At 73.0% G+C, this 26,649-nt stretch carries 25 protein-coding genes; 16 read left to right on the forward strand and 9 right to left on the reverse strand.

The annotated features are described in order from the left end of the window. The 5 genes from UO65_RS24870 to UO65_RS24890 all read right to left on the reverse strand — a co-directional run. A partial coding sequence (locus UO65_RS24870) for an L-rhamnose mutarotase (RefSeq protein ID WP_152552251.1) occupies positions 1-378 on the reverse strand: 378 nt, incomplete at its 3' end. Positions 379-436: 58 nt separating this feature from the next. Continuing rightward, a complete protein-coding gene (rhaS, locus tag UO65_RS24875) occupies positions 437-1,516 on the reverse strand; it encodes a rhamnose ABC transporter substrate-binding protein (protein ID WP_035286900.1) in 1,080 nt (359 codons plus the stop codon). A 49-nt stretch (positions 1,517-1,565) separates the two neighbouring features. Next, positions 1,566-2,570 carry an ABC transporter permease gene (locus UO65_RS24880; protein ID WP_035286903.1) on the reverse strand — a complete coding sequence of 335 codons (1,005 nt, stop codon included), beginning with the start codon at positions 2,568-2,570 and terminating at the stop codon, positions 1,566-1,568. Continuing rightward, a complete protein-coding gene (locus UO65_RS24885; protein WP_035286949.1) occupies positions 2,560-3,597 on the reverse strand; it encodes an ABC transporter permease in 1,038 nt (345 codons plus the stop codon). Before UO65_RS24885 ends, UO65_RS24880 begins: the two co-directional genes overlap by 11 nt. Positions 3,598-3,623: 26 nt before the next feature. Beyond that, positions 3,624-5,135 (reverse strand): sugar ABC transporter ATP-binding protein, encoded by a 1,512-nt coding sequence (locus UO65_RS24890; RefSeq protein ID WP_035286906.1) that lies wholly within the window; start codon positions 5,133-5,135, stop codon positions 3,624-3,626. Between the two features lie 185 nt (positions 5,136-5,320). Here UO65_RS24890 and UO65_RS24895 point away from each other — a divergent pair, with 185 nt between their 5' ends. After that, positions 5,321-6,370, forward strand: a complete 1,050-nt coding sequence (locus UO65_RS24895) for a LacI family DNA-binding transcriptional regulator (protein WP_035286908.1) — start codon at positions 5,321-5,323, stop codon at positions 6,368-6,370. A 141-nt stretch (positions 6,371-6,511) separates the two neighbouring features. Here the strand turns inward: UO65_RS24895 and UO65_RS24900 are convergent, their stop codons facing one another. The 4 genes from UO65_RS24900 to UO65_RS24915 all read right to left on the reverse strand — a co-directional run bounded on the left by UO65_RS24900 (position 6,512) and on the right by UO65_RS24915 (position 10,955). After that, a complete protein-coding gene (locus UO65_RS24900) occupies positions 6,512-7,000 on the reverse strand; it encodes a ricin-type beta-trefoil lectin domain protein (protein ID WP_035286911.1) in 489 nt (162 codons plus the stop codon). Positions 7,001-7,332: 332 nt separating this feature from the next. Continuing rightward, positions 7,333-8,166 (reverse strand): HpcH/HpaI aldolase/citrate lyase family protein, encoded by an 834-nt coding sequence (locus tag UO65_RS24905; protein ID WP_035286914.1) that lies wholly within the window; start codon positions 8,164-8,166, stop codon positions 7,333-7,335. After that, positions 8,166-8,912, reverse strand: coding sequence for an IclR family transcriptional regulator (locus tag UO65_RS24910; protein WP_035286917.1), 747 nt, complete (start codon positions 8,910-8,912; stop codon positions 8,166-8,168). Before UO65_RS24910 ends, UO65_RS24905 begins: the two co-directional genes overlap by 1 nt. Positions 8,913-8,927: 15 nt before the next feature. After that, positions 8,928-10,955 (reverse strand): oxidoreductase, encoded by a 2,028-nt coding sequence (locus UO65_RS24915; RefSeq protein ID WP_233427832.1) that lies wholly within the window; start codon positions 10,953-10,955, stop codon positions 8,928-8,930. A gap of 140 nt (positions 10,956-11,095) precedes the next feature. On the opposite strand from UO65_RS24915, the gene UO65_RS24920 reads away from it, so the two are divergent. The 15 genes from UO65_RS24920 to UO65_RS24990 all read left to right on the forward strand — a co-directional run. After that, the gene (locus tag UO65_RS24920) at positions 11,096-12,745 is read left to right on the forward strand and encodes an ABC transporter substrate-binding protein (RefSeq protein WP_161784514.1); all 1,650 of its coding nucleotides are present in this window, start codon (positions 11,096-11,098) and stop codon (positions 12,743-12,745) included. Position 12,746: 1 nt separating this feature from the next. Beyond that, positions 12,747-14,741 carry an FAD-dependent oxidoreductase gene (locus UO65_RS24925; protein ID WP_035286926.1) on the forward strand — a complete coding sequence of 665 codons (1,995 nt, stop codon included), beginning with the start codon at positions 12,747-12,749 and terminating at the stop codon, positions 14,739-14,741. Between the two features lie 6 nt (positions 14,742-14,747). After that, a complete protein-coding gene (locus UO65_RS33655) occupies positions 14,748-15,170 on the forward strand; it encodes a carboxymuconolactone decarboxylase family protein (protein ID WP_052021739.1) in 423 nt (140 codons plus the stop codon). Between the two features lie 13 nt (positions 15,171-15,183). Continuing rightward, complete coding sequence (locus UO65_RS33660; protein WP_052021740.1) at positions 15,184-15,909, forward strand: DUF2848 family protein; 726 nt, start codon at positions 15,184-15,186, stop codon at positions 15,907-15,909. After that, entirely contained in the window at positions 15,909-16,697 is a 789-nt protein-coding gene (locus UO65_RS24940; RefSeq protein ID WP_084176244.1) for a maleate cis-trans isomerase family protein, read from the forward strand. The genes UO65_RS33660 and UO65_RS24940 overlap by 1 nt, the downstream gene beginning before the upstream one ends. Further along, positions 16,690-17,415 (forward strand): SDR family NAD(P)-dependent oxidoreductase, encoded by a 726-nt coding sequence (locus tag UO65_RS24945; RefSeq protein ID WP_035286930.1) that lies wholly within the window; start codon positions 16,690-16,692, stop codon positions 17,413-17,415. Before UO65_RS24940 ends, UO65_RS24945 begins: the two co-directional genes overlap by 8 nt. Next, on the forward strand, positions 17,412-18,494 hold the full coding sequence (locus UO65_RS24950) for an ABC transporter permease (protein WP_052021742.1): 1,083 nt from the start codon (positions 17,412-17,414) through the stop codon (positions 18,492-18,494). The genes UO65_RS24945 and UO65_RS24950 overlap by 4 nt, the downstream gene beginning before the upstream one ends. Then, positions 18,487-19,341, forward strand: a complete 855-nt coding sequence (locus tag UO65_RS24955) for an ABC transporter permease (RefSeq protein ID WP_052021743.1) — start codon at positions 18,487-18,489, stop codon at positions 19,339-19,341. The genes UO65_RS24950 and UO65_RS24955 overlap by 8 nt, the downstream gene beginning before the upstream one ends. Position 19,342: 1 nt before the next feature. Continuing rightward, entirely contained in the window at positions 19,343-20,155 is an 813-nt protein-coding gene (locus tag UO65_RS24960; RefSeq protein ID WP_052021744.1) for an ABC transporter ATP-binding protein, read from the forward strand. Further along, entirely contained in the window at positions 20,152-21,132 is a 981-nt protein-coding gene (locus tag UO65_RS24965) for an oligopeptide/dipeptide ABC transporter ATP-binding protein (protein ID WP_035286933.1), read from the forward strand. The genes UO65_RS24960 and UO65_RS24965 overlap by 4 nt, the downstream gene beginning before the upstream one ends. Beyond that, entirely contained in the window at positions 21,129-21,950 is an 822-nt protein-coding gene (locus UO65_RS24970; protein ID WP_035286936.1) for an alpha/beta fold hydrolase, read from the forward strand. The genes UO65_RS24965 and UO65_RS24970 overlap by 4 nt, the downstream gene beginning before the upstream one ends. Next, the gene (locus tag UO65_RS24975) at positions 21,947-23,173 is read left to right on the forward strand and encodes a CaiB/BaiF CoA transferase family protein (protein WP_052021745.1); all 1,227 of its coding nucleotides are present in this window, start codon (positions 21,947-21,949) and stop codon (positions 23,171-23,173) included. The genes UO65_RS24970 and UO65_RS24975 overlap by 4 nt, the downstream gene beginning before the upstream one ends. Further along, a complete protein-coding gene (locus UO65_RS24980; RefSeq protein WP_084176247.1) occupies positions 23,170-24,030 on the forward strand; it encodes a cyclase family protein in 861 nt (286 codons plus the stop codon). Before UO65_RS24975 ends, UO65_RS24980 begins: the two co-directional genes overlap by 4 nt. After that, positions 24,027-25,460 carry an MmgE/PrpD family protein gene (locus UO65_RS24985; protein ID WP_035286939.1) on the forward strand — a complete coding sequence of 478 codons (1,434 nt, stop codon included), beginning with the start codon at positions 24,027-24,029 and terminating at the stop codon, positions 25,458-25,460. The genes UO65_RS24980 and UO65_RS24985 overlap by 4 nt, the downstream gene beginning before the upstream one ends. 13 nt (positions 25,461-25,473) lie before the next feature. Then, positions 25,474-26,649 (forward strand): dihydroorotase (locus tag UO65_RS24990; protein WP_035286942.1); only part of this gene is annotated, 1,176 nt, incomplete at its 3' end.

The following is a 26,649-nucleotide window of genomic DNA, read 5'->3' on the forward strand; positions in this document are numbered from 1 at the left end:
AGGGGCCGCCTCGGCGCGGCTATCGCGAACACGGGCTTTCGAAACACGGCCTAGCTGCTCGTCGAGGTCGAACACCGGTTCCAGCAGCAGGAAGCCCTCGTCGGGCGCGCGGTCGCCGAGGTCGGCGAAGAACCCGGCCATCTCCGCCTGCCAGCGGGCGTTGACCTCGGTGCGGGCCATCGCGGCCTGGGCGGCCTCCAGCGACTCGGCGCGCACGTGGCCGACCAGCAGGCCGTCCGCGCGCAGGAACAGCGCGTAGTCGTGCCAGCCGGTGTCGCGCAGCGCGGCCAGCATCTCCGGCCACACCGCCCGGTGCCGCTCGACGTACTCGGCCATCCGCTCGGGTCGCACCTGTAGGCAGAAGCAGTACCGCCGCACCGGATCTCCTCACCGGTCGGGCCGCGGCGGGCCGGGGGCGACCCGGCCCGCCGGGCGGTCAGAAGTCGAACTGGTCGATGTTGGCGGCGTCGAAGACCGTCGGCGGGCCGAGGACGATCTCCCCGTCCGCGCCGATGGTGTACTCGCCGAGCTTGCCCGCCTTGAACTTCTCACCCTGCTTGCCGGTGATCTGCCCAGACTTGAGCGCCACACCCGCGTAGGCGGCCAGGTAGCCGATGTCGGCCGGGTTCCACAGCGCGAACTTGGTGGCGGTGCCGTTCTTGACGTACTCACGCATGGCGTTCGGGGTGCCCAGGCCGGTGATCGCGACCTTGCCCTTGTAGCTCGACGAGCTGACGTAGCGGGCGGCGGCGGCGATGCCCACGGTGGTCGGCGAGACGATCACCTCGAGGTTCGGGTAGGACTGGAGCAGGCCCTGGGCCTCCTGGAACGACTTCTGGTCGTCGTCGTTGCCGTAGGCAATCTTCACCAGCTTCAACCCGGCGTTCTCCGGCTTGGCCAGCGCGGTCTTCACGACCTCGATCCAGGCGTTCTGGTTGGTGGCGTTGGGGGTCGCCGACAGGATCGCGATCTCACCGGAGCCGCCCGCCAGCTCTTTGGTCATCTCCACCAGCTTGTCGCCGATGCCCTGGGTGGTGGCCTGGTTGACGAAGGCGTCGCGGCAGTCCTTGGCGGCGTCGGAGTCGAAGGACACGACCTTGATCCCGGCGGCGCGCGCCTGGTTCAGCGAGGGGCAGACCGCGTTGGGGTCGTTCGCGGCGACCGCGATGACGTCCTGCTGCTGCTGGATGAGGGTGTTGATGTAGCTGACCTGCGAGGAGGCGCTGGCGTCGTTCGGCCCGACCAGCTTGTACTCGCCCTTCAGCTCGTCCAGCGCCGTCTTGCCGCCGCCCACCTCGATGTCGGTATAGGGGTTGTTGAGCTGCTTGGGCAGGAAAGCGACCTTGAGGCCCTCCCGCAGCGCGGCGTTCGGGTCGGCGGTGGCGGCCGCGGCGGTGCCGCCGGGGGCCGAGCCGGAGTCGGAGCCCTTGGTGGTGCCGCCGCAGGCGGTCAACCCGACGGCCAGCGTGGCCGCCGCCGCGGCCGCCACGGCGCGGGAGGTGAGGGTACGGGACATCGTTGTCGCCTCTCTGGGACGTTCGGGGATCGTGGGGGAGGGGTGCGGATCAGGTCTGCCGGACCACGCGGTGCCGCCTGCGGCGCAGCGCGGCGCGCAGCGAGCGGCCCAGGTTCGGCAGCAGCACGGAGACGATCAGCAGCACCCCGGTGACGACGTTGAGCGCCTCGTTGGTCACGTCCGACAGGCGCAGGGCGTTCTGCAACGTGGCCAGCAGGACCACACCCGCCAGCACACCCGGCAGCGCGCCCCGGCCGCCGAAGATCGACACCCCGCCGAGCAGGACCGCGGCCACCACCGCCAGTTCCAGGCCCAGCCCGTTGTCGGCGCGGGCGCTGGAGTAGCGCAGCGTCCACAGCACCCCGGCCAGGCCCGCGACCGCGCCGCTGACCACGTAGAGCCAGAACTTGAGCCGGTCGACGCGGATGCCGGAGAACCGGGCGGCCTGCTCGTTGGCGCCGACGGCGAACACCGCGCGGCCGACCGGGGTGGCGTGCAGGACCACACCCGCCACCGCGGCCAAGAGGACCAGCAGCACCAGCACGTTCGGGATCGGGGTGGTGCCGATGGTGCCGGTCACCCAAGAGGTGAACGAGGCCGGGAAGTCGGCCACCGCGCTGTCGCCGAGGACAACGAACGCCAGGCCGCGAAACAGCGCCAGGGTGCCGATGGTGACCGCCAGCGAGGGCAGCTTGAACACGGTGACGAACAGGCCGTTGACCGCGCCGAGCACCGCCCCCAGCAGCACGCACAGCGGGATGATGGTCTCCATCGGCAGACCCCGGTTCCACAGCGACCCGAGCACCGCCGAGGTCAGGCCCAGGGTGCTGGCCACCGACAGGTCGATCTCGCCGGTGATGACCACGAACGTCATCGGCAGCGCGATCAGCGCGATCGGCAGCAGGTCCAGCACCAGGAAGCCGAAGTTGCGGCCGGTGCCGAAGTTGTCCACCGCCCCGGCGGCCACCGCGAGCACCACCGCGGTGACCACGATGATCGCCGCGTCCCACCAGGAGATCCGCGACAGCAGCCGCGGCGCGCGGTCAGTCGACATGGGAGCCGCCCTTCTTCAGTGCCCGCGTCTTCAGTGCCCGCGTCTTCAATGCCCGCGCGGTGCGCAGGGCGACCAACCGGTCGACCGCGATGGCCAGCAGGATCAGCGCCCCGACGATGGCCTGCTGCCAGAACTGGTCGATGTCGAGCACGGCCAGGGAGTTGCCGATGGTGGTCAGCAGCAGCGCGCCCAGCGCCGCGCCCCACACGGTGCCGCTGCCGCCGAACACCGCCACCCCGCCGACCACGGCGGCGGCGACCACGTTCAGCTCGTAGCCGGTGCCCGCGGCGGCGTCGACGGTGCCGAACCGGACCGCGAACAGCACCCCGGCCAGCCCGGCGAGCGCGCCGCTGGTGGCGAAGGCGACCAGGGTGTTGCGGCCGACCTTGATGCCGACCAGGGTGGCCGCCTCCGGGCTGGAGCCCATCGCGTACAGCTCGCGGCCCAGGCGGTAGTTGCGCAGCAGGACCCCCGCTGCCACGATCACCACCACGGCGATGACCACCAGCCACGGCACGCCGAGCAGCGAGGCGTCGGCGAAGCCGAGGAAGTCGCGCGGCAGCTCGTCGGCGGTGATCTGCTGACCGCCCGCCCACAGGTAGGTCGCGCCGCGGTAGGCGTAGAGCGTGCCGAGCGTGACCACCAGCGCGGGCACCTGCCCGTAGCGGACGAGCACGGCGTTGACCAGCCCGCACACCCCGCCGACCGCCAGCCCGGCGAGCAGCGCCACGACCACCGGCAGACCGGGGTTGTCCTGCACCAGCGAGCCGACGGTGAACGCGCTCAGGCCCAGCACCGCCCCGACCGACAGGTCGATGTTGCGGGTGATGATCACGACCGCCTGGCCCACGGCCAGCACGGCCAGGATCGAGGTGCCGAGCAGGATGTCGCGGATGCTCTGCCCGGACAGGAACCGCGGGTTGGCGACGGTGGTGCAGCCGACCAGCGCGACCAGGGCCAGGACGATGCCCAGCTCGCGGGCCCGCACCACCGACGACCACCAGGACGCGCCGGAGGTGACCCGCACGGGTGCGGGCGCGGTGTCGAGCGCGGTCACGCGACCACCCCCTGCCCCATCGCGGCGAACATGACCGCTTCCTCGGAGGCGTCCGCCCGGTCGATCTCCGCGACGACGCGGCCCTCGCGCATGACCAGCACCCGGTCGGCCATGCCCAGCACCTCGGGCAGCTCCGAGGACACCATCACCACCGCCACCCCGTCCGCTGCCAGCTCCGACATCAGCCGGTGCACCTCGGCCTTGGTGCCGACGTCGATGCCGCGGGTGGGCTCGTCGACGATGAGCACCCTGGGCCTGGTGGCCAGCCACTTGGCCAGCACCACCTTCTGCTGGTTGCCGCCCGACAGCGTGCCGACCGGGTCACCGAGGTCGCCGTACTTGGTCTGCAACCGCTCGGTCCAGCGCCGCGCCTCGCGCCGCTCGGCCCCGCCCAGGAGCAGGCCGAAGCCCGCGAGCGCCCCGGATCGGGGCAGGGTGACGTTGCGCTGGATGGACAGGTCCATCACCAGTCCCTGCTGCCTGCGGTCCTCGGGGACCAGCGCCATGCCCGCGGCCATCGCCGCCCGCGGCGAGCCCGCCCTGACCGCGCGGCCGTCGACGTGGACCGTGCCGCCGTCGCGCCCGTCCACCCCGAACACCGCCTGCACGACCTCTGAGCGCCCGGAGCCGACCAGCCCGGCCAGCGCCACGATCTCCCCGGCCCGGACCTGGAAGGTGACGTCGGTGAAGACCCCCGCCCGGCGCAGGCCGCTGACCTCCAGCACCACCTCGCCGGGGTCGACGTCCTGCTTGGGGAACAGCGCGCCCAGTTCGCGGCCGACCATCCGGCGGACCATCTCCGGAACGGTCAGGTCCTCGATCGGGTCGGTGGACACGTGCGCGCCGTCGCGCATGATCGTCACCCGCTGGCACAGCGCGGTGATCTCCTCGAACCGGTGGGAGATGAACAGCACCGCGGCGCCGTCCGCGCGCAGCGCCCGCACCACCGCGAACAGCCGCTCCACCTCGACCCCGGTCAGCGCGGCGGTCGGCTCGTCCATCACCAGCACCCTCGCCCGCCCGGCCAGCGCCTTGGCGATCTCGACGATCTGCTGGTCGGCGATGGACAGACCGCGGGCGGGGCGGGCCGGGTCGACGCGCACGCCGAGCCGCTCGAACAGCGCCAGCGCCTCCCGGCGCATGGCGGCCCGGTCGATCCCGCCGAAGCGACCGGTCGGGTGCCTGCCCATGGCGATGTTCTCCGCCACCGACAGGTCGGGGAACAGCGTCGGCTCCTGGTAGATGACGGCGATCCCGGCGGCCTTGGCCTCACCGGGCGTACCGAAGTCGACCGGCTTGCCGTCGACGCGGAGGGTGCCCCCGTCGGGTCGGTGCACCCCGGCGAGCACCTTCACGACGGTCGACTTGCCCGCGCCGTTCTCGCCCACCAGCGCGTGCGCCTCTCCGGCGTACAGGGGGAAGGAGGCCCCGCGGACGGCCGCGACGGCGCCGAAGGACTTCACGACGTCGCAGACCTCGAGCAGGGGGGTGGCGTCCGGCCGCGCCATCGCGGCACCTCCGTAACTGGAGTGACAATGAAAGGTTTCAATTCAGTGCCGGGAACGTATATGTCGGCGGTCACAACCGTCAAGGGGTGTCGTTGCTGATCAGCGCGGTGACCGGCGCTTTCCCGCCACGGCTGGCCGGGCTACACTCGCCGCGCTCCACATGAACGTTTCAAAGAGGGGGTCGCATGACGGTGTCCGACCGCGGGTCGGCAGGCGGGCACCGGCAGGTGGGCGTCAAGGACGTCGCCGCCGCCGCCGGGGTCTCGCTGGGCACGGTGTCGAACGTGCTGAACCGGCCCGAGCTGGTGAGCGCGCGGACCCGGCTGCGGGTGGAGACCGCGATGAGCGAGCTGGGCTTCGTCCGCAACGAGTCCGCCAGGCAACTGCGCGCGGGGCGCAGCCGCACCCTGGCCTACGTCCTGCTCGACGGCGCCAACCCGTTCTTCACCGACGTCGCCCAGGGCATCGAGGAGGTCGCCGAGGCCGAGGACCTGTCGGTGTTCCTGTGTAACAGCGACAACCGCGCCGAGCGCGAACTGTCCTACCTGACCCGCCTGGAGCAGCAGCGGGTGCAGGGCATCCTGATCACCCCCGCCGACCCGCACGCGGCGATCCTCGACGAACTGCCCCGCCGCGGCACCCCGGTCGTCATCGTCGACCGCACCCGCGGCGGCGACACCACCCACTGCTCGGTCGCCGTGGACGACGGCCTGGGCGGGGAACTGGCCCTGGGCCACCTCGTCGAACGCGGCCACGAGCGCATCGGCTTCGTCGGCGGCCCCCTCACCCTGGGGCAGGTGCGCGACCGCAAGCAGGGCGCCGAACGCGCCCTGGCCGCAGCGGGCCGCCCCCCGGACAGCCTGCTGCACCTGGAAACCACCGCACTGACCGTCCCGGAAGGACGCAACGCCGGGCAACGACTGGCGGGCCTGCCCGCGGCGACCCGCCCCACGGCGGTGTTCTGCGCCAACGACCTCCTGGCGCTGGGCCTGCTGCAACAGTGCGTCACCACCGGCATCCGGGTCCCGGACGACCTGGCGATCGTCGGCTACGACGACATCGAGTTCGCCGCCGCCGCGGCCGTCCCGCTGACCTCGGTCCGCCAGCCCCGCCGCAAACTCGGCGCCACGGCGGCGGAGTTGCTGCTGCGCGAGGTCCAGGACCCCGACCACGTGCACGAACAGGTCCTCTTCACCCCTGAGCTGGTCGTCCGCACCTCCAGTCAAACCCCCTGACCGCTGACCAGGGGAATCCTGTGTCCCGGGCCCTGTCGACCTTTGCCGTGCTGACCTGATCCGGGTCGTGACCGCCACGTCCTGGCGTCGGGTGGATCGTCAGACGATGACCCGACAGCCAGGACGCACCTCCGGCCCGCGCTACTGCTCGTTGATGTACCAGCGCTGGTCGGGGTCGCCGAAGTCGCACCCTTCCAGGCGCGGGCTGCGCTCGTGCCCGTCGTAGGTCACGCAGGTGCCGAACTCGTCGTTCACGATCACCCGGGAGTTCCCGCTGCCCTCGCGCCACCACAACTGGCCCGGGTCGCCGGGATCGCACGCGCGGCCCTTCAGCACGCCGCCGATCGCGGCCGCGCACAGACCGGTGCCGAGGTTCCTGATGAGGTTGTCACCGCTGCCCAACGCCCACACCTGCCGAGCGTTGCCGCGGAAGTCCTCCACGATGATCGGTTTGGTGTCCCAGAGCGTCTGCAACCACACGTCCTCCGAACCGTTCGCGCTCTCGATCACCGCCACGGTCTCCCGCGCGGCGGGAACGTCGGCTCCCGCCACCTCCGCGCCTGCGGTCGGCGCGCACACCGCCGCCGAACCCGCGACCACCAGGGCGACCAGGGTCTTCCGCAATGCCATGAGATCCACCTCTCGAGTGTTTCCGGGCAACGTGACCGGCGGCCCGGATCGCCGAACCTGCGGCCCACCAAGTAGAACGGGGCGGGTCGGCACGGTCAACGGCGCGACACGTGTGGGCGGGAAAGCAAACCCGTTGCGGTACAGGTGAATGACGGGCACCACGCACCGCATCCGTTCCCCGGGTCCCCGCGTCAAGCCATCGTGCACCGGCACCTCCGCGGTGGGTGTTCCGGTGGTCGCGGTGCACTCTTGGGAACGGAGCCGGGAGTTCGTGGGTGTGGCGGCTCGCCGGACGTGATGACCGGCTGCCGGCGCGGTCGGAGGTCCGGCCGTCAGCCGCGGTCGAGGGTTTCGCGGGCGGTGCGCAGCACGGCCGGGTCGAGGAAGTGGCCGTCGGGGTCCACGGCGGTCGACTCGTCGGCCGGGACGCGGGCCAGCAGTGCCTCGGCGGCGGCCACCTCCTCGGCGGTGGCGGTGAAACCCGCGTTGATCACCGGGACCTGGCGCGGGTGCAGGGCGGTGCGGGCGCGGAAGCCCTGGCGCAGCAGGGTCGCGGTCGTGTGCGCGAGCCGGTCGGTGTCGGTGACGTTGGTTTCGACCGGGCCGACCGGGGCGGGCAGGCCGGTGGCGGCGCAGGCCAGCACGACCTGCAACCGGACGCCGTGCAGTTCGGTCCGGTCGGGGTCCGGGCGCACCCGCAGTTCGCCCGCCAGGTCGGCTTCGCCGATGCCGAGCCGGACCACCCGGGGCGCGCGGCACACCTCCTCGGCGTGCAGGACCCCGGCGGCGGTCTCCACGAGTGCCACGACCGGGACGGCGCCACCCGGCAGACCCCGCTCGCGTTCCAACCCGGTGAGCAGGTCGTCGAGCCGGGCCAGTGCGGCGGGTTCGGCCTTGGGCAGCCACACCCCGGCGAGCCCCGGCCCGACCACCGCCGCGAGGTCGGCGGCCAGGTCGTCGGCGCCCGGGTTGACCCGCACCCACAGCGGCGTTCCACCCGACCCCGCCCGCAGCGCCGCCGCCGCGGCGGCCCGGGCGGTGGCCTTGGCCGCGACCGGGACGGCGTCCTCCAGGTCGATGATGACCGCGTCGGCGGCCGACGCCGCGGCCTTGGGCACCCGGTCGGGTCGGTGGCCGGGCACGTAGAGGTAGGAGCGGGCGGGCATCAGGTCCCCCGGAGCATCTCGGAGACGGTGGCCGCCGCGGCGACGACGGCCGGGCCGCAGGTTTCGCGGGCCGCCTCGGCCAGTCGGGCGTGCGGGCCGCAGACGCTGAAGCAGGCGAAGGCCCGCGAGCCGCGGCCGGTGATGGGTGCGGCGACGGCGGCGGCGTAGGCGTCGCGCTCGCCCCGGCTGTCGGCGTAGCCGCGGGCCCGGTCGGCGGCCAGCACCTCGCGCAGCGTGTCGCGGTCGCGGACGGTGTGCTCGGTGAGCGGGGTCAGCTCGACCTCGTCGAGGTACTGGTCCAGCTCGGTCTCGGTGAAGGTCATCAGCAGCGCCCGGCCGGACGCGCCCGCGTAGAGCGGGGCCCGCCTGCCGACCTCGACGGTCATCCGGACGTCCTGCCTGCTCTCGGCCTGCGCCACGTACACGCGCATCGAGCCGATCAGGAAGCTGAGGGTGACCGTCTCACCGGTGGTGTCGCGCAGCTCCTCCATGACCGGCAGGGCCAGCGCCCGGACGTCGACGGTGCCGAGGGTCGCCAAGCTCAGCTCGGTGGCCCTCGGGCCGAGCCGGTAGCGGCCCCGCTCCTGCTCCTTGGTGGTGAGCCCGGTCTTGGTCAGCGCCTCCAGCACCCGGTGCACGGCGCTCTTGGGCAGGTCCAGGCGCTGGGCGATGTCGGTCACCCCCAGCTCCGGCTCACCCCTGGTGAAGCACAGCAGCACCCCGGCCACCCGTTCCACCGACTGCATCGCGTTGTCCTCTCGTCACAACCTGCCGCGGAGCGCGGCCGCGGCTGCTGGTGTCTGTGCCCCGCCGGTCGCCGCCAGGCCCGCGAGCCTGCCGTCGAACGCGGCTTCCAGGGCGGAGCGGGGCGCGTGGGCGTCCCCGACGACGGTGTGCCCGACGCCCAGGTCGCGCAGCGGGCCCGCCAGGTCCGCCAGGGCGGTGGGCGGTCGGAGGAAGACCACCGACGAGACGCCGTCCACCGCCTGGGTCCGCCCGGACAGCGGATCGGCCAAGATCATAGAACCTTCCGTCACCCGAACGGGCGACCGCATGAGCAGGGCGGAGAAGTCCCGGCCGCGCAGCCGCTCCACCAGGGCGGGCCTGGTGTAGAGCGACACCCGCCAGGCCAGGGCGGGTCGGTCGGTGACCAGGGTGACCCGGCTGCCGCGGTCGAGCAGCAGCTCCGCCAGGGCCAGGCCGGTCGTTGAACCCTCGGTGTCGACCAGCACCGCGTGCCCGCCCGCGCGGGCCGGGTCCTCGACGACCGCGCGCAGCGCGAGCGCGGGGAAGTCCACGTCCCCGGGTTCGGGCCGCTCGACCGCGCCGGTGGCCAGGACGACGTGGTCCCAGCCCTCGGCGAGCAGGTCGGGATCGGCGGTGGTGTTCAGCCGCACCTCGGCGCCGGAAGCCCGCACGGCCGCGGCGAGCTGGTCGACGTAGAGCCGGTAACCGGACCGCAGGACGGCGGCGAGGGTGAGCGCGCCGCCCAGCCGGGAAGCCGCGTCGACCAGGGTCACCCGGTGGCCCACCCCGGCGGCGGCCAGCGCGGCCTCCATCCCGGCGGGCCCGCCGCCGACGACGAGCACCCGGCGGCGCGGGCCGTCCGCCGCGGCGGTGCGCAGCGCGGCCCACTCCCGTTCCAGCCCGACCTCGGGGTTGACCACGCAGCCGATCGGCAGGCCCAGTTCCAGCCTGCCCGCGCACCCCTGGTTGCAGGCGATGCAGTCGCGCCCCGCCCGCCGGTCGCGGTGCCGGGCCACCAGGTCCGGGGCGGCGATGTGCGGGCGGGCCAGCGCGACCAGGTCGGCGTCGCCGTCGGCGACCATCCGCTCGGCGTTGTCCAGGGTGTCCACCCGGCAGACGGCGAGCACGGCGGTGCCGGGGAAGGCGTCCTTGAACGCCCTCGGCAGGTGCCGGAACGCCATCGGCGGGTGGGTCATGTCGGCCATCTGCGTCGCCACGCTCACCGAGCCGACGTAGGCGGAGTGGCTGACGTGCAGCACGTCCACCGGGAACTCGGCGAGCAGCGCGCCGACGGCGTCGAGCATTTCCGGCAGGCCCAGGCCGCCGGGCAGGAACTCGTCGCCGCTGATCCGCAGCAGCAGCGGCAGGTCGGTGGCCGCTCGGACCGCGGTCAGCACCTCGCGGGCCAGCCGGAGCCTGCGGTCGGGGTCGCCGCCGTACTCGTCGTCGCGGTCGTTGGTGGCGGGGGAGAGGAACTGCTGGAGCAGGTGGCCGTGTCCCAGGTGGACTTCCACGGCGTCCACCCCGGACGCCTTGACCCGGGCGGCGGCGGCGCCGAACCCGGCGACCACCTCGGCGATCTCGGCGGTGGTCATCCGGTGCGGGGTGGCCGCGGTGCCCGACCACGGCCGGTCGGAGGCACCCCAGGGGGCGGTGAGCACGTGGTGCCCGCCCGCCTGCCTGCCGACGTGCAGCAGTTGCGCGGCGAGCTTGGCGCCCTCGGCGTGCACCGCGTCGGCCAGCCCGGCCAGCGCGGGGACGATCCGGTCGTCGAACGCGGCGACGGTCGTGGTGCGCCCGAGGCTCGTGGGGTGCACGCGCATCCCCTCGGTGACGATCAGGCCGACCCCGCCCGCGGCCCGGGTCCGGTGGTAGGCGACGTGCCGGGCGGAGAACAGGCCGTCGACGGCGAAGTTCGTGGTGTGCGCGGGCACCACGACGCGGTTGCGCAGCGACAACCGTCCCACCCGGACCGGGTCCAGCAGCACCGGTGACCTCCTCGTCCCGCCGTCGTGCGCGGCACCGCGATCGGGGCCGTTCACCGTGGGTGTCCAACCGGAACGAATGTGTTTCGTCTCTCGTGGACTCTTGACAACGCTCGCCGAGCCTATTGGTATGTGGAACAACAAAGCAACCGAATCCCGCTGAGCGGAACAGATCGAGGTCTCGGATGGCGATCAGCATGGCGAAGAGAACACACGCGACACCGATCCGGCGCCGGGCGGCGCGGGCTGGGGTGCTGATGACCGCCGTCGCGCTCGCGGCGAGCGCCTGCGGCGGGGGAGGCGGGCAGTCCGCGGGCCAGGGCGGGTCGAACGAGACCTTCACCTACGCCCTGACCGGCCTGCCGACCAGCCTCGACCCGGCCGACTACCAGGGCGACCCGTCCCGCAACATCGGCTTCGAGCTGGGCAGCTCGCTGTTCCGCTGGGACACCGAGGGCCTGCCCGGCCAGGGCTGCGGCACGCTGGCCAACGTCGGCCAGGTGACCGGTGAGCTGGCCGAGTCCTACGAGCGCGCCGCCGACGGCAAGAGCGTCACGGTCAAACTGCGCGAGGTCAAGAGCGCCGCGGGCAACCCGCTGACCGCCAACGACGTCAAGTGGACCGTCGACCGGCTCATCGCGCTGAAGGTCAGCACCCCGGGCACGCTCATGCAGGACGTCGCCGACTACGCCACCGACCCGATCAAGGTCGTCGACGACCGCACCTTCCAGATCGTCCTCGACGCGCCGTCCGCGATGGACGTGGCGATCCTGACCTGGTCGCAGTTCCGCGTCCTGGACAGCACCGAGGCCAAGAAGAACGCCACCGCCGACGACCCGTGGGCCAAGAAGTACCTGTCCACCAACACGGCCACCTTCGGCCCGTGGACGCAGACCCCGGCCGAGTTCGTGGCGGGCGACCGGCTCACCCTCTCGCCCAACCCCAACTACACCGGGCAGCGCGGCGACGTCCGCAAGCTGATCTTCCTGGCCGTGCCGGACGCCTCCAGCCGCGCCCAGCTCGTCTCCACCGGCAACGCCAACTACGCCACCGCGCTGCAGTACGAGCAGTACGCCCAGCTCAAGGGCAACGCCGCCGTCGAGGTGCAGACCTGCGCGTCGGCCGACCGGATTCCCCTGGTGCTCAACGCCAAGGACCCGAACCTGGCCAAGCCGCAGGTGCGCAGGGCGATCTCGCTGGCGCTGGACCGCAAGACCATCGTGGACGCGGTCTACCGCGGCTTCAACAAGCCCTCGCTGTACGGGATCAGCCAGGCCTACGGCGTCGACCCGGGCCCCGAGGGCACCTACGCCTTCAACGTGGACGAGGCGAAGTCGCTGCTGTCGCAGGCCGGTGTCGGCCCGCTGTCCATCACCCTGCACATCAGCCCGGCCCGCCCCGGCTCGGAGGCCGAGCAGATCGCGATCCTGGTCAAGACCCAGCTCGCCGCGATCGGGATCGACGTGGGCATCCAGACCGTGGCCAGCGCCACCGAGATCAACACGATCTTCAAGGACGCCAGCTACCAGGCGATGCTCTACCTGGAGCCGCCCGCGGTCGCCGACCCGTACTACTCGGTGTTCCTCTACAACTCCTCGTTCAGCAAGCTCAACACCTTCGGCTACAAGAACCCGGAGCTGGACGCGATCGCCACCGAGCTGGGCAAGACCCAGCCCGGCCCGGAGCGCGACGAGCAGCACAAGCGGGCCGCCGCCCAACTGGTCCAGAACCCCGGCTTCATCTACCTGGTCGACCGGGACTTCGTGCACGCCGTCCGCAAGGGCTTCACCAACTACCAGCACGCGCCGAACGGCGAGATGTTCGTGCACACCTTGAAGAAGGCCTGACATGAGCGACTACCCCACCCTGTTCAGCCCGTTGCGCATCGGCCCGCTGACCGCCAAGAACCGCGTGTGGATGACCGCGCACAGCACGCAACTGGTGAAGGACCACAACTTCACCGACGAGCACGTGCACTACTACGCCGAGCGCGCCCGCGGCGGCGTCGGGGTCATCACCATGGAGGCGATGGCCGTGCACCCGACGACCCAGCCGTACAAGGGGAAGATCTTCGCCTTCGACCCCGCCGTGGTGCCCAACTACGAGAAGCTGGCCGCCGCCGTGCACGAGCACGACACGCTGCTGCTGGCCCAGCCGTGGCACCGCGGCCGGGAGACCAGCGGCACGGTCAACCGGCTCCCGGTGTGGGCGCCGTCGTCGGTGCCGGACGTGGTCTACCGCGAGATGCCGCACGTGCTGGTCGACGAGGAGATCGACGAGCTGGTCAACGGCTACGTGCTCGCCGCCCGCCACGCCGTCGAGGGCGGCCTGGACGGGGTGGAGGTGCACGGCCTGGCCCACGGCTACCTGCTGGGGCAGTTCCTCTCGCCCGCCACCAACCACCGCACCGACCAGTTCGGCGGGTCGTTCGAGAACCGGCTGCGGCTGATCCTCGACATCATCGCCAGGACCAGGGCCGAGACCGGGCGCACCAAGGTCGTCGGTGTCCGGATCAACGGCAGCGACGGCGGCGTGCCCGGCGGGCTCACCAACGCCGACTGGGCGAAGATCGCGCGGGCCATCGCCGACACCGGGCTGGTCGACTACATCTCGGTCACCCGCGGCACCTACATCGAGCGGATGGACATCTACGGCGCCACCCCGCAACCCGCCGGGTTCCAGGTCGAGGACACCGCCCGGATCAAGGCCGCCGTGCCCGAGCTGCCGGTGGTGGTCGTGGGCCGGATGAACACCCCGGAGCTGGCCGAGCAGGTGCTCGCCGCCGGGCAGGCGGACATGGTGGGCATGGCGCGGCAGCTCATCGCCGACCCGGAGTGGGCCAACAAGGCCCGCGACGGCGAGACGACCTCGATCCGCCCGTGCGTCGGGGCGAACTGGTGCATGGCCTCCATCGTCAACTCGCCGCTGGCCTGCGTGCACAACCCGGCGGTCGGCCGCGAGCTGACCCTGGGCGTGGGCACGCTGACCGACGCCCCGGCGGCCAAGCGGGTCGCCGTGGTCGGCGGCGGGCCGGGCGGGATGCGCGCCGCGCTGACCGCCGCCCAGCGCGGGCACCGGGTGACCCTGTTCGAGCAGGACGCCGAGCTGGGCGGGCAGGTGCGGCTGATCGGCCGCTCGGAGACCTACGCCGAGTGGCAGGGGATCACCGACTGGCTGATCTCCCAGCTCGACCGGACCGACGTGCAGGTGCAGCTCAAGCACCGGGCTGAGGCGGCGGAACTGCTGGCTGAGGGCTTCGACGAGGTGGTCGTGGCCACCGGGTCGACCCCGCTCAAGCACGGCTGGAGTTCGCTGCGCCCGGCCTCCTGGGGCGACGGGACGACCGTGCCGGGCGCGGACCAGTGGAACGTCCACTCGGTCGCCGAAGCCCTGTCGGGCAAGGCGCAGATCGGGCCGCGGGTGTTCATCTTCGACGACACCGGCGCCCGCCAGCCCGTGGTGGCCGCGGAGTACCTGGCTGACCGCAGGCACGAGGTCACCCTGGTGACCCGGCTCCCGCAGGTGGCCCCCGACCTGGAGGCCAGCCGCGACCTGCAGGCCACCTACCGCCGCGTCCGGGGCAAGGGCATCCGGTTCATCACCGACCACGAGGTCGACGCGGTGGTGGAGGACTCGGTGGTGCTGCGCGACGTCTGGACCGGTGAGACCACCACGCACGCCGACGTCGACGCGGTGGTGCTCAGCACCGGCAACGCCGCCGACGACGCGCTCTACCACGCCCTCAAGGGCCGACTGCCGGTGCGCGCGATCGGCGACTGCGTCTCGCCGCGCCGCATCTTCAACGCCATCTGGGAAGGCGAACTCGCCGGACGGGAGATCTGAACAGCCATGTCGACCGACAACACAGCCACCACCAGCACGCCGACCGACAGCGCCGGGATGACCGACGAGCAGATCGTCGAGCGGGCCAGGGCCAAGCGCGGCGGCAGGCTGCTGCCGGTGCACCGGCTCATGGCCGAGGTCGACCCGCAGATCCTGCGCAAGTACGACGACCTGGCCTCGGACCTGCTCTTCGCCGAGCAGCCCCGCGCCCTCGACCTCAAGACCCGGTACCTGGTGCTGTGCGGGATCACCACCGCGGTCAAGGGCGATCCGGACGGGATCGTGTGGAGCGCGCAGCGGGCCATGAAGGAGGGCGCGTCCCGTCGGGAGGTGCTAGAGGCGATCCTGCTCTCCGCGCTGCCCGGCGGCGTGCCCACCGTCGAGGAGGCCACGCACGTGTTCGGCCGGATCTTCGGCGACGAGTCCTGAGCGGGGCGACCGGATGACCACGTTCAGCCTCCGCGTCGCCGCGCCGGGCGGGGACGAGCCGCTGTCGGCCTCGCCCACCCGGCTCTACAACCTCGGTTCGGCCACGGTGGACTCCACCGCCGCCGAGGCCCACCAGCGGGAGGTGGCCGACGTCGGGGTGCGCATCGCCTTCGACGTGCCCGCCCCGCGGATCTACCCGATGGCGGTGGGCTCGGTGACCACCGACGACGTCGTCGGCGTGCACAGCGGGCACACCTCCGGTGAGGCCGAGGTGGTCCTGCTGGTCTCCGGCGGCGAGCTGTACGTCGGGGTCGGCTCCGACCACACCGACCGGGAGCTGGAGCGGCTGTCGATCCTCTGGTCCAAGCAGTACTCGCCCAGCGTGCTCGGCGGGCGGGTGTGGCGGTGGGCCGACGTCGAACCGGTGTGGGACCGGCTGGTGCTGGAGTCCACTGTGGATGACGAGTTGTACCAGAGCAGCCCGGCCTCGGTGTTCCTCCCGCCCCCGGAAATCCTGGAGGTCCTCGGTGAGCGGGTGACCGAGCTGCCCGAGTCGTACCTGGTCTTCTGCGGCACCTACACCAGCATCGACAACCGCATCCGGCACGGCGAGCGGTGGACCGCGGCGCTGCGCGACCCGGGGACCGGCGCGCGGCTGGACCTGTCCTACCGGGTCGTCGACCTGCTGGCCGAGATCGAGCCCGGCTTCCGGGTCCCCCTCCGACCGAAGGAGCGCTGATGTACGGACGCAGAGCGCGGGTGGGCGTGGTGGTGCCCGCCACCAACACCACCGTGGAGCCGGAGTTCGCCGCGCACGCCCCGGCCGGGGTCGCCGTGCTGGCCACCCGGGTGCCGGTGGCCGAGGTGGACCGACCGGAGGACAAGGTGGCCAGCCTGCTGGCCATGCGCGACGGCGTCGACGCCGCGGTGGCGCAGCTCGCCTCCGCCGGGGTCGACGCGATCGCCTACGCCTGCACGTCCGGCAGCTTCCTGGCCGGGCTGGAGGAGGACCGCGCGATGTGCGCCCGGCTCACCGAGCGGCACGGCGTGCCGGTGGTCACCGCCAGCTCGGCGCTGACCGCCGCCCTCACCGCGCTGTCGGCGAACCGGGTCGCGGTGGCCACGCCGTACGTGGCCGCCGTCGCCGACGGGGCCGCCGACTACCTGGCGCGGGCCGGGTACGAGGTGGTCTCCCGCAACGACCTGCACGTGCTGTCCAACCTGGCCAAGGGCAGGCTGGAACCGACCGCCAGCTACCTCGCCGCCCGCGACCTCGACGTCACCGACGCCGACGCGGTGGTGATCAGCTGCACCAACTGGCGCACGCTCGACGCGCTCGTGGCGGTCGAGACCGACACCGGCCGGGCCGCGGTGAGCAGCAACCTGGCCACCCTGTGGGCGCTGCTGCGCCTGGCCGGGGTCGACGGCCCGCTGAGCCCCGGCTCGGCGCTGATGTCGTTGCCGCTGCCCGAGTCCGCCCGCACCGGGTGGGCCGTGCCGGTCGGAACGGGGGTGCGCGGTGGCTGACCCGACCGACAACCGGCCGGTCGCGCTGGTGACCGGCGGCGCGGGCGGCATCGGCCGCGCCCTGTGCGCCGACCTGGCCGAGCACGGGCACACCGTGGTCTCCGCCGACCTGGTGGCCGACCCGGTGCCCGGCGCCGCGCACTCCGTCGAGCTGGACCTGCGGTCCGGGGAGTCCTGCTGGGCCGCCGTCGCCGAGGTGCTGGACCGCTTCGGCAGGCTCGACCTGCTGGTCAACAACGCGGGCATCAACGCCAGGGGACGCGTCGAGGACGTGCCCGAGGAAGTGTGGCTGCCGGTGGTGGACGTCAACCTCAACGGCACGCTGCGGATGTGCCAGGCGGCGTACGCCGCGCTGGTCGAGAGCCGGGGCGCGATCGTCAACCTGGCCTCCACCGGTGGCCTGGTCGCCATCGCGGGCTCCGCGGTCTACGGCGTCACCAAGGCCGCCGTCATCCACCTGACCAAGGTGCTCGCCCTGGAGTGGGCGGGCGCGGGCGTGCGGGTCAACGCCGTCGCCCCGACCATCGTGCCCTCCCCGATGACCGCCGACGTGGTCGACGACGCCGAGTACATGGCGGCCAAGCTGGCCTCCATCCCGCTCGGCCGGGTCGTCGACGCCGCCGAGGTCGCCGCCGCCGCGCGCTGGCTCGCCTCGCCCGCGGCGGGCATGGTCACCGGGCACACCCTCCCCGTCGACGGCGGGGTGAGCGTCCTGTGAGCGACGTCGCCACCAAGGCCGAGGTCTCCGGACCCGGCCTGGGAACCCCGCGGCGCGGCGAGCGCCGCCGCAGGCCGATCCTGCGCTACGCGCTGCGCCGCATCGTGATCGTGCCGATCTCGCTGTTCGTGCTCGGCAGCGTGTCCTTCGTGCTGGTCCTGTTCATCCCCGGCGACCCGGCGGTGACCATCCTGGGCGACTTCGCCACCCCCGAGCAGGTCGCCCTGGTCAACCAGCAGCTCGGCCTGGACAAGCCGCTGTGGGACCGCTACCTGTCCTTCTGGGGCAACCTGCTGCGAGGGGACCTGGGCACCTCGTTCTTCACCAACGAGCCGGTGCTGCACGACATCGCCCGGTTCCTGCCCAACACCCTCGAACTGGTGGTGCTGGCGCTGCTGGTGGCGGTCGGCCTGGGCCTGGTGATCGGCGTCGTCGGCGCCTACTTCGCCCGCCGCTGGCCGGACCGGGTGATGACCGGCCTGACCTCGGCGCTGCAGTCGGTGCCGGACTTCTTCCTGGCCCTGGTGGGCATCTACCTGTTCTTCTTCGTCCTCGGCTGGGCCCCGGCGCCCATCGGCAGGCTGCCCATCGAGGCGGGCGCCCCGGAGCACTCGTTCCTGATCTTCGGCAGCCTGTTCAGCGGCGACTGGACCACACTGGGCTCGGCGCTGTCGCACGCGGCGCTGCCGGTGCTGTCGCTGGGGCTGGTGTACTCGTCGTACTTCGCCAAGACCGCCCGCGGCAGCATGGGCACCGCGCTCACCACCCCGCAGGTGGAGTTCGCCAGGGCCTGCGGCCTGCGCGAGCGCACCGTGGTGCGCTACGCGTTCCTGGCGTCGCGGACCACGGTCATCACCTACGTCGCCATCCTGTTCGGTTCGCTGCTCGGCGGCGCGTCCATCGTGGAGCGGGTGTTCAACTGGCGCGGCATGGGCCAGTGGGCGCTGGACGGGGTGCTCAAGGTCGACGTGCCGATCATCCAGGGCTTCGTGGTCGTCGCCGGGCTGATGACCCTGACCCTGTTCCTCGTGCTGGACCTGGTGGTCCTGGCCCTGGACCCGAGGGTGAGCTATGAGTGAGACCACGAAGGTCCCGGTCCGCCCCTCGGCGGCGCACCCGGTGTGGCGGGCGCTGCGCTCCAACCCGGGCATCAGCATCGGCGGCGGGCTGCTGCTGCTCATGCTGCTGGCGGCGTTCTTCGCGCCGCTGCCCTACGACCCGGTCACCCCGGACCCCGCCAACGTCCTGCAAGCGCCATCGGGGTCGCACGTCTTCGGCACCGACGCCAACGGGTTCGACGTCTTCTCCCGGGTCGTGGCCGCAGGCCGCAGCGACCTGGTGCTGGCCCTGCTGGGCACCCTGGTCTCGCTCGTCGTCGGCCTGCTGATCGGGCTGCCGCTGAGCACCAAGAGCCGCTACAGCGAGGGCTTCATGCGGGCGCTCGACGCGTTCCAGTCGTTCCCGCTGATCGTGCTGTCGGTGACCATCGTGTCGCTGACCGGCAACGCCATCCAGAACATCATCTACGCCATCGTCATCATCAACGGACCCCGGTTCATCCGGCTCATCCGCGGTGAGGCGCTGGCCATCCGCGACGGCCGGTTCATCGAGGCCGCCGTCGCCACCGGGGCCCGGCCGCGGCGGATCGTGTTCCGCCACATCATGCCCAACGTGGTCGACGTCTGCCTGGTGCAGTGCTCGCTCACCGCCGCCAACGCCGTGATCGTCATCGCCGCGCTGAACTTCCTCGGCATCGGCGTCTCACCGCCGGACCCGACCTGGGGCTCGATGGTCCAGGTCGGCGCCCAGGGCATCTCGACCGGCCAGTGGTGGGTCGCGATCTGGCCGGGCGTGGCGATCTTCCTCGCCATCGCGAGCCTGAACGTGCTCGCGGGCGGTATCCAGCGACGGGTGGAGGGGAGTTGACGTGCTGACCGTATCCGGACTCACCACGGAGTTCCGCACCAGGAAGGGCCCGGTCCGGGCGATCGACGGCATCGGCTTCGAGGTGCCCACCGGCGTCGCCGTCGGCGTGGTCGGCGAGACCGGCTCCGGCAAGTCGGTGACCATCCGCTCGGTGCTGGGCCTGCTGCCCGGCTACGGCCGGGTCATCGGCGGCCGGGCCGAGTTCGAGGGCCACGACCTGATCACCGCGAGCCGCAAGCGGCTGCGCCACGTGCGCGGCAACCGCATCGGCTTCGTCGCGCAGAACCCGTTCGGCGCGCTGAACCCGGTGCTGCGCATCGAGAAGCAGTTCGCCAACGTGGTCCGCGCGCACCGCCGGATGGGCCGCGCGGAGGTGCGCGACCTGGCGCTGCGGCGGTTGGAGTCGGTGCAGGTGCCCAGCCCGGAGCGGGTGCTGCGCGGCTACGCCCACGAGCTGTCCGGCGGCATGGCGCAGCGGGTGGTCATCGCCCTGGCCATGCTGCACGACCCGCCGCTGGTCATCGCCGACGAGCCGACCACCGCGCTCGACGTGACCGTGCAGCGGCAGATCCTCGACCTCATCGCCGCCCAGGTGGCGGGCGGGGACCGGTCGCTGCTGCTGGTCACCCACGACCTGGGGGTGGTCGCGCAGTACTGCGCCCGCGTCGTGGTGATGCGCTCCGGCGAGGTGGTGGAGCAGGGGGCGGTGGCCGACGTCTTCACCGATCCCCAGCACCCCTACACGCGCAAGCTGCTGGCGGCGGTGCCACCGGCGCCGTGGTCGGCGTCGGCCAGGGTGGAGGTGACCCGATGAGCGTTCTGGAGCTGTCCGACGTCCGGCACGTGTTCCGCCGGGGCGGCAAGGAGGTCTTCGCGGTCAACGGCGTCTCCCTCGCCGTAGAGCAGGGCGAGACGGTGGCGGTGATCGGCGAGAGCGGGTCGGGCAAGTCGACCCTGGGCCGCATCGCGCTGGGCCTGATCACCCCGACCGGCGGTGAGGCCCGCTTCGACGGCACCGCCCTGTCCGCGCTCAGCAAGGCGGACATGCGGGCCACCAGGGCGCGGCTGCAAGTGGTGTTCCAGGAGCCCTACGAGTCGCTGAACCCGCGGATCAAGGTCGGCGACATCGTCGCCGAACCGCTGGTCATCCACCAGCCCGGGCTGAGCCGGGCGCAGCGCCGCGAGCGGGTGGTGGCGATGCTGGAGCGGGTCGGGCTGACCGCCGAGCACGCCGACCGGCTGCCCCGGCACCTCAGCGGCGGGCAGCAGCAGCGGATCGGCATCGCCAGGGCGATCATCACCGGGCCTCGGTTGGTCGTGCTGGACGAGCCGACGTCCTCGCTGGACGTCTCGGTCCGGGCCCGGGTGCTGGACCTGCTGCGCGACCTGCAACGCGAGGAGGGCATGTCCTACCTGTTCATCTCGCACGACCTGGCCACCGTGGGCACGATCAGCGACCGGGTCGCGGTGATGTACCTGGGCCAGATCGTCGAGCAGGGCCCCACCGCGGAGGTCCTGGGCAATCCCCGGCACCCGTACACCAAGGCGCTGCTTTCGGCGACGCTGAGCGCGGTCGTCGGCGAGCGCCAGGAGCACGTCCCGCTGCGCGGCGAGATCCCCAACCCCACCAGGGAACCGCAGGTCTGCGTGCTCAGCGGGCGTTGTCCGATCGAGGTCCCGGAGTGCTCGTCCGGGCCGATCGCGGTGCGGCTGGTCGCCGACCGGCACGCGGTGACCTGCCTGCGCGCCGAGCGCAGCGACGAGCTGCTGCCGACCGGGGAGCCCGGGTGAGCGCCGGGTACCTGGACGCGCCGTGGGGTCAGGTCCACTACCGGCACGCGCCCGGCGCACCGGTCGCGGAGCAACTGCGCGACGGTCGACCGCTGCTGGTGCTGCTGCACCAGAGCCCGCTGTCGAGCCGCCGCTACCGGCGGGCACTGGCCGGGCTGGCCGCGTTCTGCGCCCCGGTGGCCGTCGACACCCCCGGCTACGGGGGCTCCGACGGCCCCGGCGAGCAGTGGTCGGCCGCCGACTACGGCGCGGTGGCCTGGCTGGTCGCCGACGCGTTCGGCGTCGAGCGGCCCTGGCTGTTCGGCCGGGCCACCGGCGCGGTGTTCGCCCTTGCCGCCGCGGCGGAGCAGCCGGGCCGGGCGGCGGGGATCGTGCTGCACGGCGTGCCGGTCTACACCGGGGCGGAGAAGGCCGACCGGCTCGCCGGGTTCGCCCCGCCGTACGCACCGGACCACGACGGCGCCCACCTGGCCTGGATCTGGGCCAGGGTGCGCGGCGAGTACCCGGACGCGAGCCCTGAGCTGATCACCGAGCTGGTCGCCGACTACCTGGCCGCCGGACCGGACTTCGCCGCCTCCTACCGGGCCGTCTGGCGGCACGACCTGGCCGCGTCCGCCGAGCTGGCCGGGCCGGTCGACCTGCTGCTGGCGGGCACCGCCGACCGCATCGGGCACATGCACGACCGGGCCGTGGCGACCCTGGCGCACACCCGCGCCACGACGCTGCCCGGCGCCACCGACTTCGTCGCCGAGCAGGACCCGGCCGCCTTCTGCGGCGCCCTCGCCGACACCATCGACCGAACGGGGAGAACGGCATGACCACCACACCGGGCGGCAGCGCTGCCACACCGGGCGACGGGCCGCTGTCCGGGCTGCGGGTGATCGACGCCTCCACCATCCTGGCCGGCCCGCTGTGCTGCCGGCTACTCGGCGACTACGGGGCCGAGGTCGTCAAGGTCGAGCACCCGCAGCGCGGGGACGGGATGCGCGGGCACGGCCCGGCCAAGGACGGCGAACCGCTGTGGTGGAAGGAGATCGCCCGCAACAAGCGCGCGGTCGCCGCCTCCCTGTCCACACCGGACGGCGCGGAGGTGCTGCTGCGCCTGGCCGAGCGCTCCGACGTGCTGGTGGAGAACTTCCGCCCGGGCACCCTGGAGCGCTGGGGCCTGGGCCCCGACGTGCTGCTGGCGCGCAACCCCCGGCTGGTCGTGGTCCGGGTGACCGGATTCGGCCAGACCGGCCCGTACTCCGGCCGCGCGGGCTTCGGCACCCTGGCCGAGGCGATGAGCGGCTTCGCGCACCTGACCGGACCGGCCGACGCCCCTCCGTCGCTGCCCGCCTTCGGCCTGGCCGACACGCTGTGCGGCATCGCCGCCACCGCCGCGACCATGATGGCGCTGCACGAGCGGGACCGCTCCGGGCGGGGTCAGGTCGTGGACATGAACCTGCTGACCCCGCTGCTGACCGCCGTCGGCCCCGGCCCCACCGCCTACGACCAGCTCGGCGTGGTGGAGACCCGGCACGGCAACCGGTCGGCCAACAACGCCCCCCGCAACACCTACCGCACCGCCGACGGCAAGTGGGTCGCGGTGTCCACCAGCGCGCAGAGCATCGCCGAGCGCGTGCTGCGCCTCGTCGGGCACCCCGAGGTGATCGACGAGCCGTGGTTCGCCACCGGCGGGCAGCGCGCCGAACACGCCGACCTGCTCGACGCGCACGTGGGCGGCTGGATCGCCCAGCGCACCCGGGACGAGGTGCTGGCCGCGTTCGACGCGGCGGGCGCCGCCGTCGCCCCGGTCTACGACGCCGCCGACATCGTCGCCGACGAACACGTGAGGAAGACAGCGATGCTGACCACCGCGCCGGACGCCAAGCTCGGCGACGTCCTGATGCACAACGTCATGTGGGGCATGTCCCGCACCCCCGGCCGCATCCGGCACGTCGGCCGCGACCTGGGCGCCGACACCGACGCCGTCCTCGGCGAACTGGGCTACCCGGCCGAGGACATCGACGCCATGCGCGCCCGCGGAGCGGTCGCGTGACCCCCCGCACCGAGCTGGGGCCCAGCGCGGTCAGCACCTGGCTGGCGGCCGTGCTCGACGGCGCCCCGGCGGTGTTCGACCTCGGGCGCCCGCTCTACCGGGGGATGCCGCAGTCGCCGAACCACCCGCCGTACTGGCACACCCTGCCGCGCAGGCACGGCGACGCGGTCCGCGCCGACGGCGGGTCCGCCGCCGCCGACCACATCTCCCTGGGCACGCACGTCGGCACGCACATCGACGCGTTCTCGCACGTCTCGCACGAGGGCAGGCTCCTCGGCGGGGTCGACGCGCAGGAAACCCAGCGCGGCGGGTCGATGCGGGAACTGGGCGCGGAGACCATCGAGCCGATGTTCCGCCGGGGCGTGCTGTTCGACGTGCCCGCGGTGCTGGGCGCCGACTGCTGCGACCCCGGCTACGAGATCACCCCGGACGACCTGGAGCGCTGCGAGCGGCGCCACGGCGCCCGGCTGGGCGCGGGCGAGGTGGCGCTGATCCGCAGCGGCTGGGGCGCGCGGTTCGACTCCCCGGACCCGCGCGACTTCATCGGCCACGACTCGGGCGTCCCCGGCGTGGGCGAGGCCGGGGCGCGCTGGCTGGCCGACCGCGGCGCGCACGCGGTCGGGGCGGACACCATCGCGTTCGAGTGCCTGCCGCCGGGCCGGGGCCACGCCCTGCTGCCCGCGCACCGGGTGCTGCTGGTGGAGAGCGGGGTGCACATCATCGAGACGATGGACCTGGAGGGACTGGCCGCCGCGGGCGCGCACGAGTTCCTGTTCGTGCTCGCCCCGCTCAAGCTCGTCGGCGCCACCGGTTCCCCGGTCCGACCGCTGGCCGTGGTCGCCGGGGGTGGGCGATGACCGCCGTGGAGACGACGCTGTCGCACGCGCTGGCCGCGTTCGCCGCGCGGACCGCCGCGCAGCCGCTGCCGCCGGAGGTCGCCGACAGCGTCCGGGACCGGGTGCTCGACGTGCTGGGCCTGTGCGTCGGCGCGCTGCCGCTGGACACCAGCGCCGCGGTCCTCGCCTACGTGCGCGAGCAGGGCGGGGCCGGGCAGGCGCACGTCATCGGCCTGCCCGAGCGGGTGCCCGCCGCGCTGGCCGCCCTGGCCAACGGCGTCCTGGCGCACTCGCTGGACTACGACGACACGCACCTGCCGTCGGTGCTGCACCCGAGCGCGTCGGTGGTGCCCGCCGCGCTGGCCGCGGCCGAGGCGTCCGGCGCCGACGGGACGGCGCTGCTGGCCGCGGTCGCCGCCGGGCTGGAGGTGTGCGTCCGGCTGGGGATGGCGGGCTACGACAGCGACGCCAAGACCTCCCTGTTCTTCGAGCACGGCCAGCACGCCACCTCCATCTGCGGGGCGGTGGGCAGCGCCGTGGCCGCGGCGGTGCTGCTCGGCTTGGACGAGGCCGGGATCGGGCACGCGCTGGGCATCTCGGTGTCCATGGCGTCGGGGGTCATCGAGGCCAACCGGACCGGCGGCACGGTCAAGCGGCTGCACTGCGGCTGGGCCGCGCACGCCGGGGTGTCGGCCGCGCAACTGGCCGGGCACGGGTTCACCGGCCCGCCCGCCGCGCTGGAGGGCCGGTTCGGGTTCTTCCAGGCGCACCTGCACGGCCGCTTCGACCCGGGGGCGATCACCGACGGGCTGGGGGAGCGGTGGGAGGTGCCGGGCATCTTCTTCAAGCCCTACCCGGCCAACCACTTCACCCACGCGATCGTCGACGCCGCCGCCGACCTGCGGGCCCAGGGCGTCACGCCCGAGGCGGTGGCGGAGCTGGAGGTCGGCGTCCCGGCGTCGGTGGTGCGCACGGTCGGCGAGCCGATCGAGCGCAAGCGGCAGCCCACGACGTCCTACGAGGCGCAGTTCAGCGGCCCGTACGCGGCGGTGGTGGGTCTGCTCGGCGGCGGCGGCCTCGGCGCCGCGTTGGCCGACTACGCCCCGGACCTGCTCACCGCACCGGAGCGCACCGGGCTGATGGCCAAGACCCGGGTGGTGGCCGACGCCGAGTGCACCGAGATCTTCCCGCACCAGTTCCCGTGCGTGCTGCGGGCGCGCACCGCCGACGGTCGCGAGTGGACGGCGAAGGCGCTGGTCAACCGGGGCGGGCCGGACAACCCGCTGACGCGGGAGCAACTGCGGACCAAGTTCCGCGAGAACGTGGCGGGCCTGCTGGCGCCCGAGGCGGCCGCGGCCGTCGAGGCGGCGGTGGCGGACCTGGGCGGGGCAGCACGACCGGGCGAGCTGATGGCGCTGGTCCGGGTCGACCGGGGGAACAGCCGTGGGTAGCGAAGGAGTGGACATGTACGACTTGGTTCTGCGCGACGTCGACCTGGTCCGGCCGGGCGTCGAGGCGGTCGAGCGCACCGACATCGGCGTGCGCGACGGCAAGGTCGCCGCGATCGGCCCGGACCTCGGCCCGGCCACCGAGGTGGTGGACGGCGGCGGGCGGCTGGCGTTCCCCGGTGTGGTGGACGCCCACCAGCACTGGGGCATCTACAACGAGCTGGCCGCCGACACCGAGACCGAGAGCCGGGCGTGCGCCCAGGGCGGGGTCACCACCGCGCTGAACTACATGCGCACCGGCCAGTACTACCTCAACAAGGGCGGGGAGTACGCGTCCTTCTTCCCGGAGGTGCTGGCCGCCGCGAAGGGCCGCGCCCACGTGGACTACGGCTTCCACCTGGCGCCGATGATGAGCAAGCACATCGAGGAGATCCCCGACCTGGTCAGCGAGCACGGCGTGCCGTCGTTCAAGGTCTTCATGTTCTACGGCGCGCACGGCCTGCACGGCCGCTCAGCCGACCAGTCGTCGTTCCTGATGATCCCCGAGGGCGAGCGCTACGACTACGCGCACTTCGAGTTCGTCATGCGCGGCATCCAGGCCGCCCGCGAGCGCTTCCCGGAGCTGGCCGACGAGATCTCGCTGTCGCTGCACTGCGAGACGGCCGAGATCATGACCGCCTACACCCGCCTGGTGGAGGAGGAGGGCAAGCTGAGCGGCCTGGAGGCGTACTCGGCCTCACGCCCGGCGCACTCGGAGGGCCTGGCCATCTCCATCGCCTCCTACCTGGCGCACGAGACCGGCCTGGTCAACATCAACCTGCTGCACCTGTCCTCCCGCAAGGCGGTGGACGCGGCGCTGCGGATGGCCGGGGCGTTCCCGCACATCGACTTCCGCCGCGAGGTCACCATCGGCCACCTGCTGGCCGACTTCCGCACCGCCCATGGCATCGGCGGCAAGGTCAACCCCCCGCTGCGCGACCGCGACGACGTCGAGGCGCTGTGGGAGCACGTGGCCGCGGGCGACATCGACTGGGTGGTCAGCGACCACGCCTGCTGCCGCGACGAGACCAAGTTCGGCACCGACCGCGACGACGTGTTCGTGGCCAAGTCCGGCTTCGGCGGCACCGAGTACCTGCTCCCGGGCCTGCTCACCGAGGCGACCCGCCGCGGCTTGGCGCCGCACCGGGTCGCC

This window comes from Actinokineospora spheciospongiae, assembly GCF_000564855.1.
In the GTDB taxonomy this organism is placed as follows: domain Bacteria; phylum Actinomycetota; class Actinomycetes; order Mycobacteriales; family Pseudonocardiaceae; genus Actinokineospora; species Actinokineospora spheciospongiae.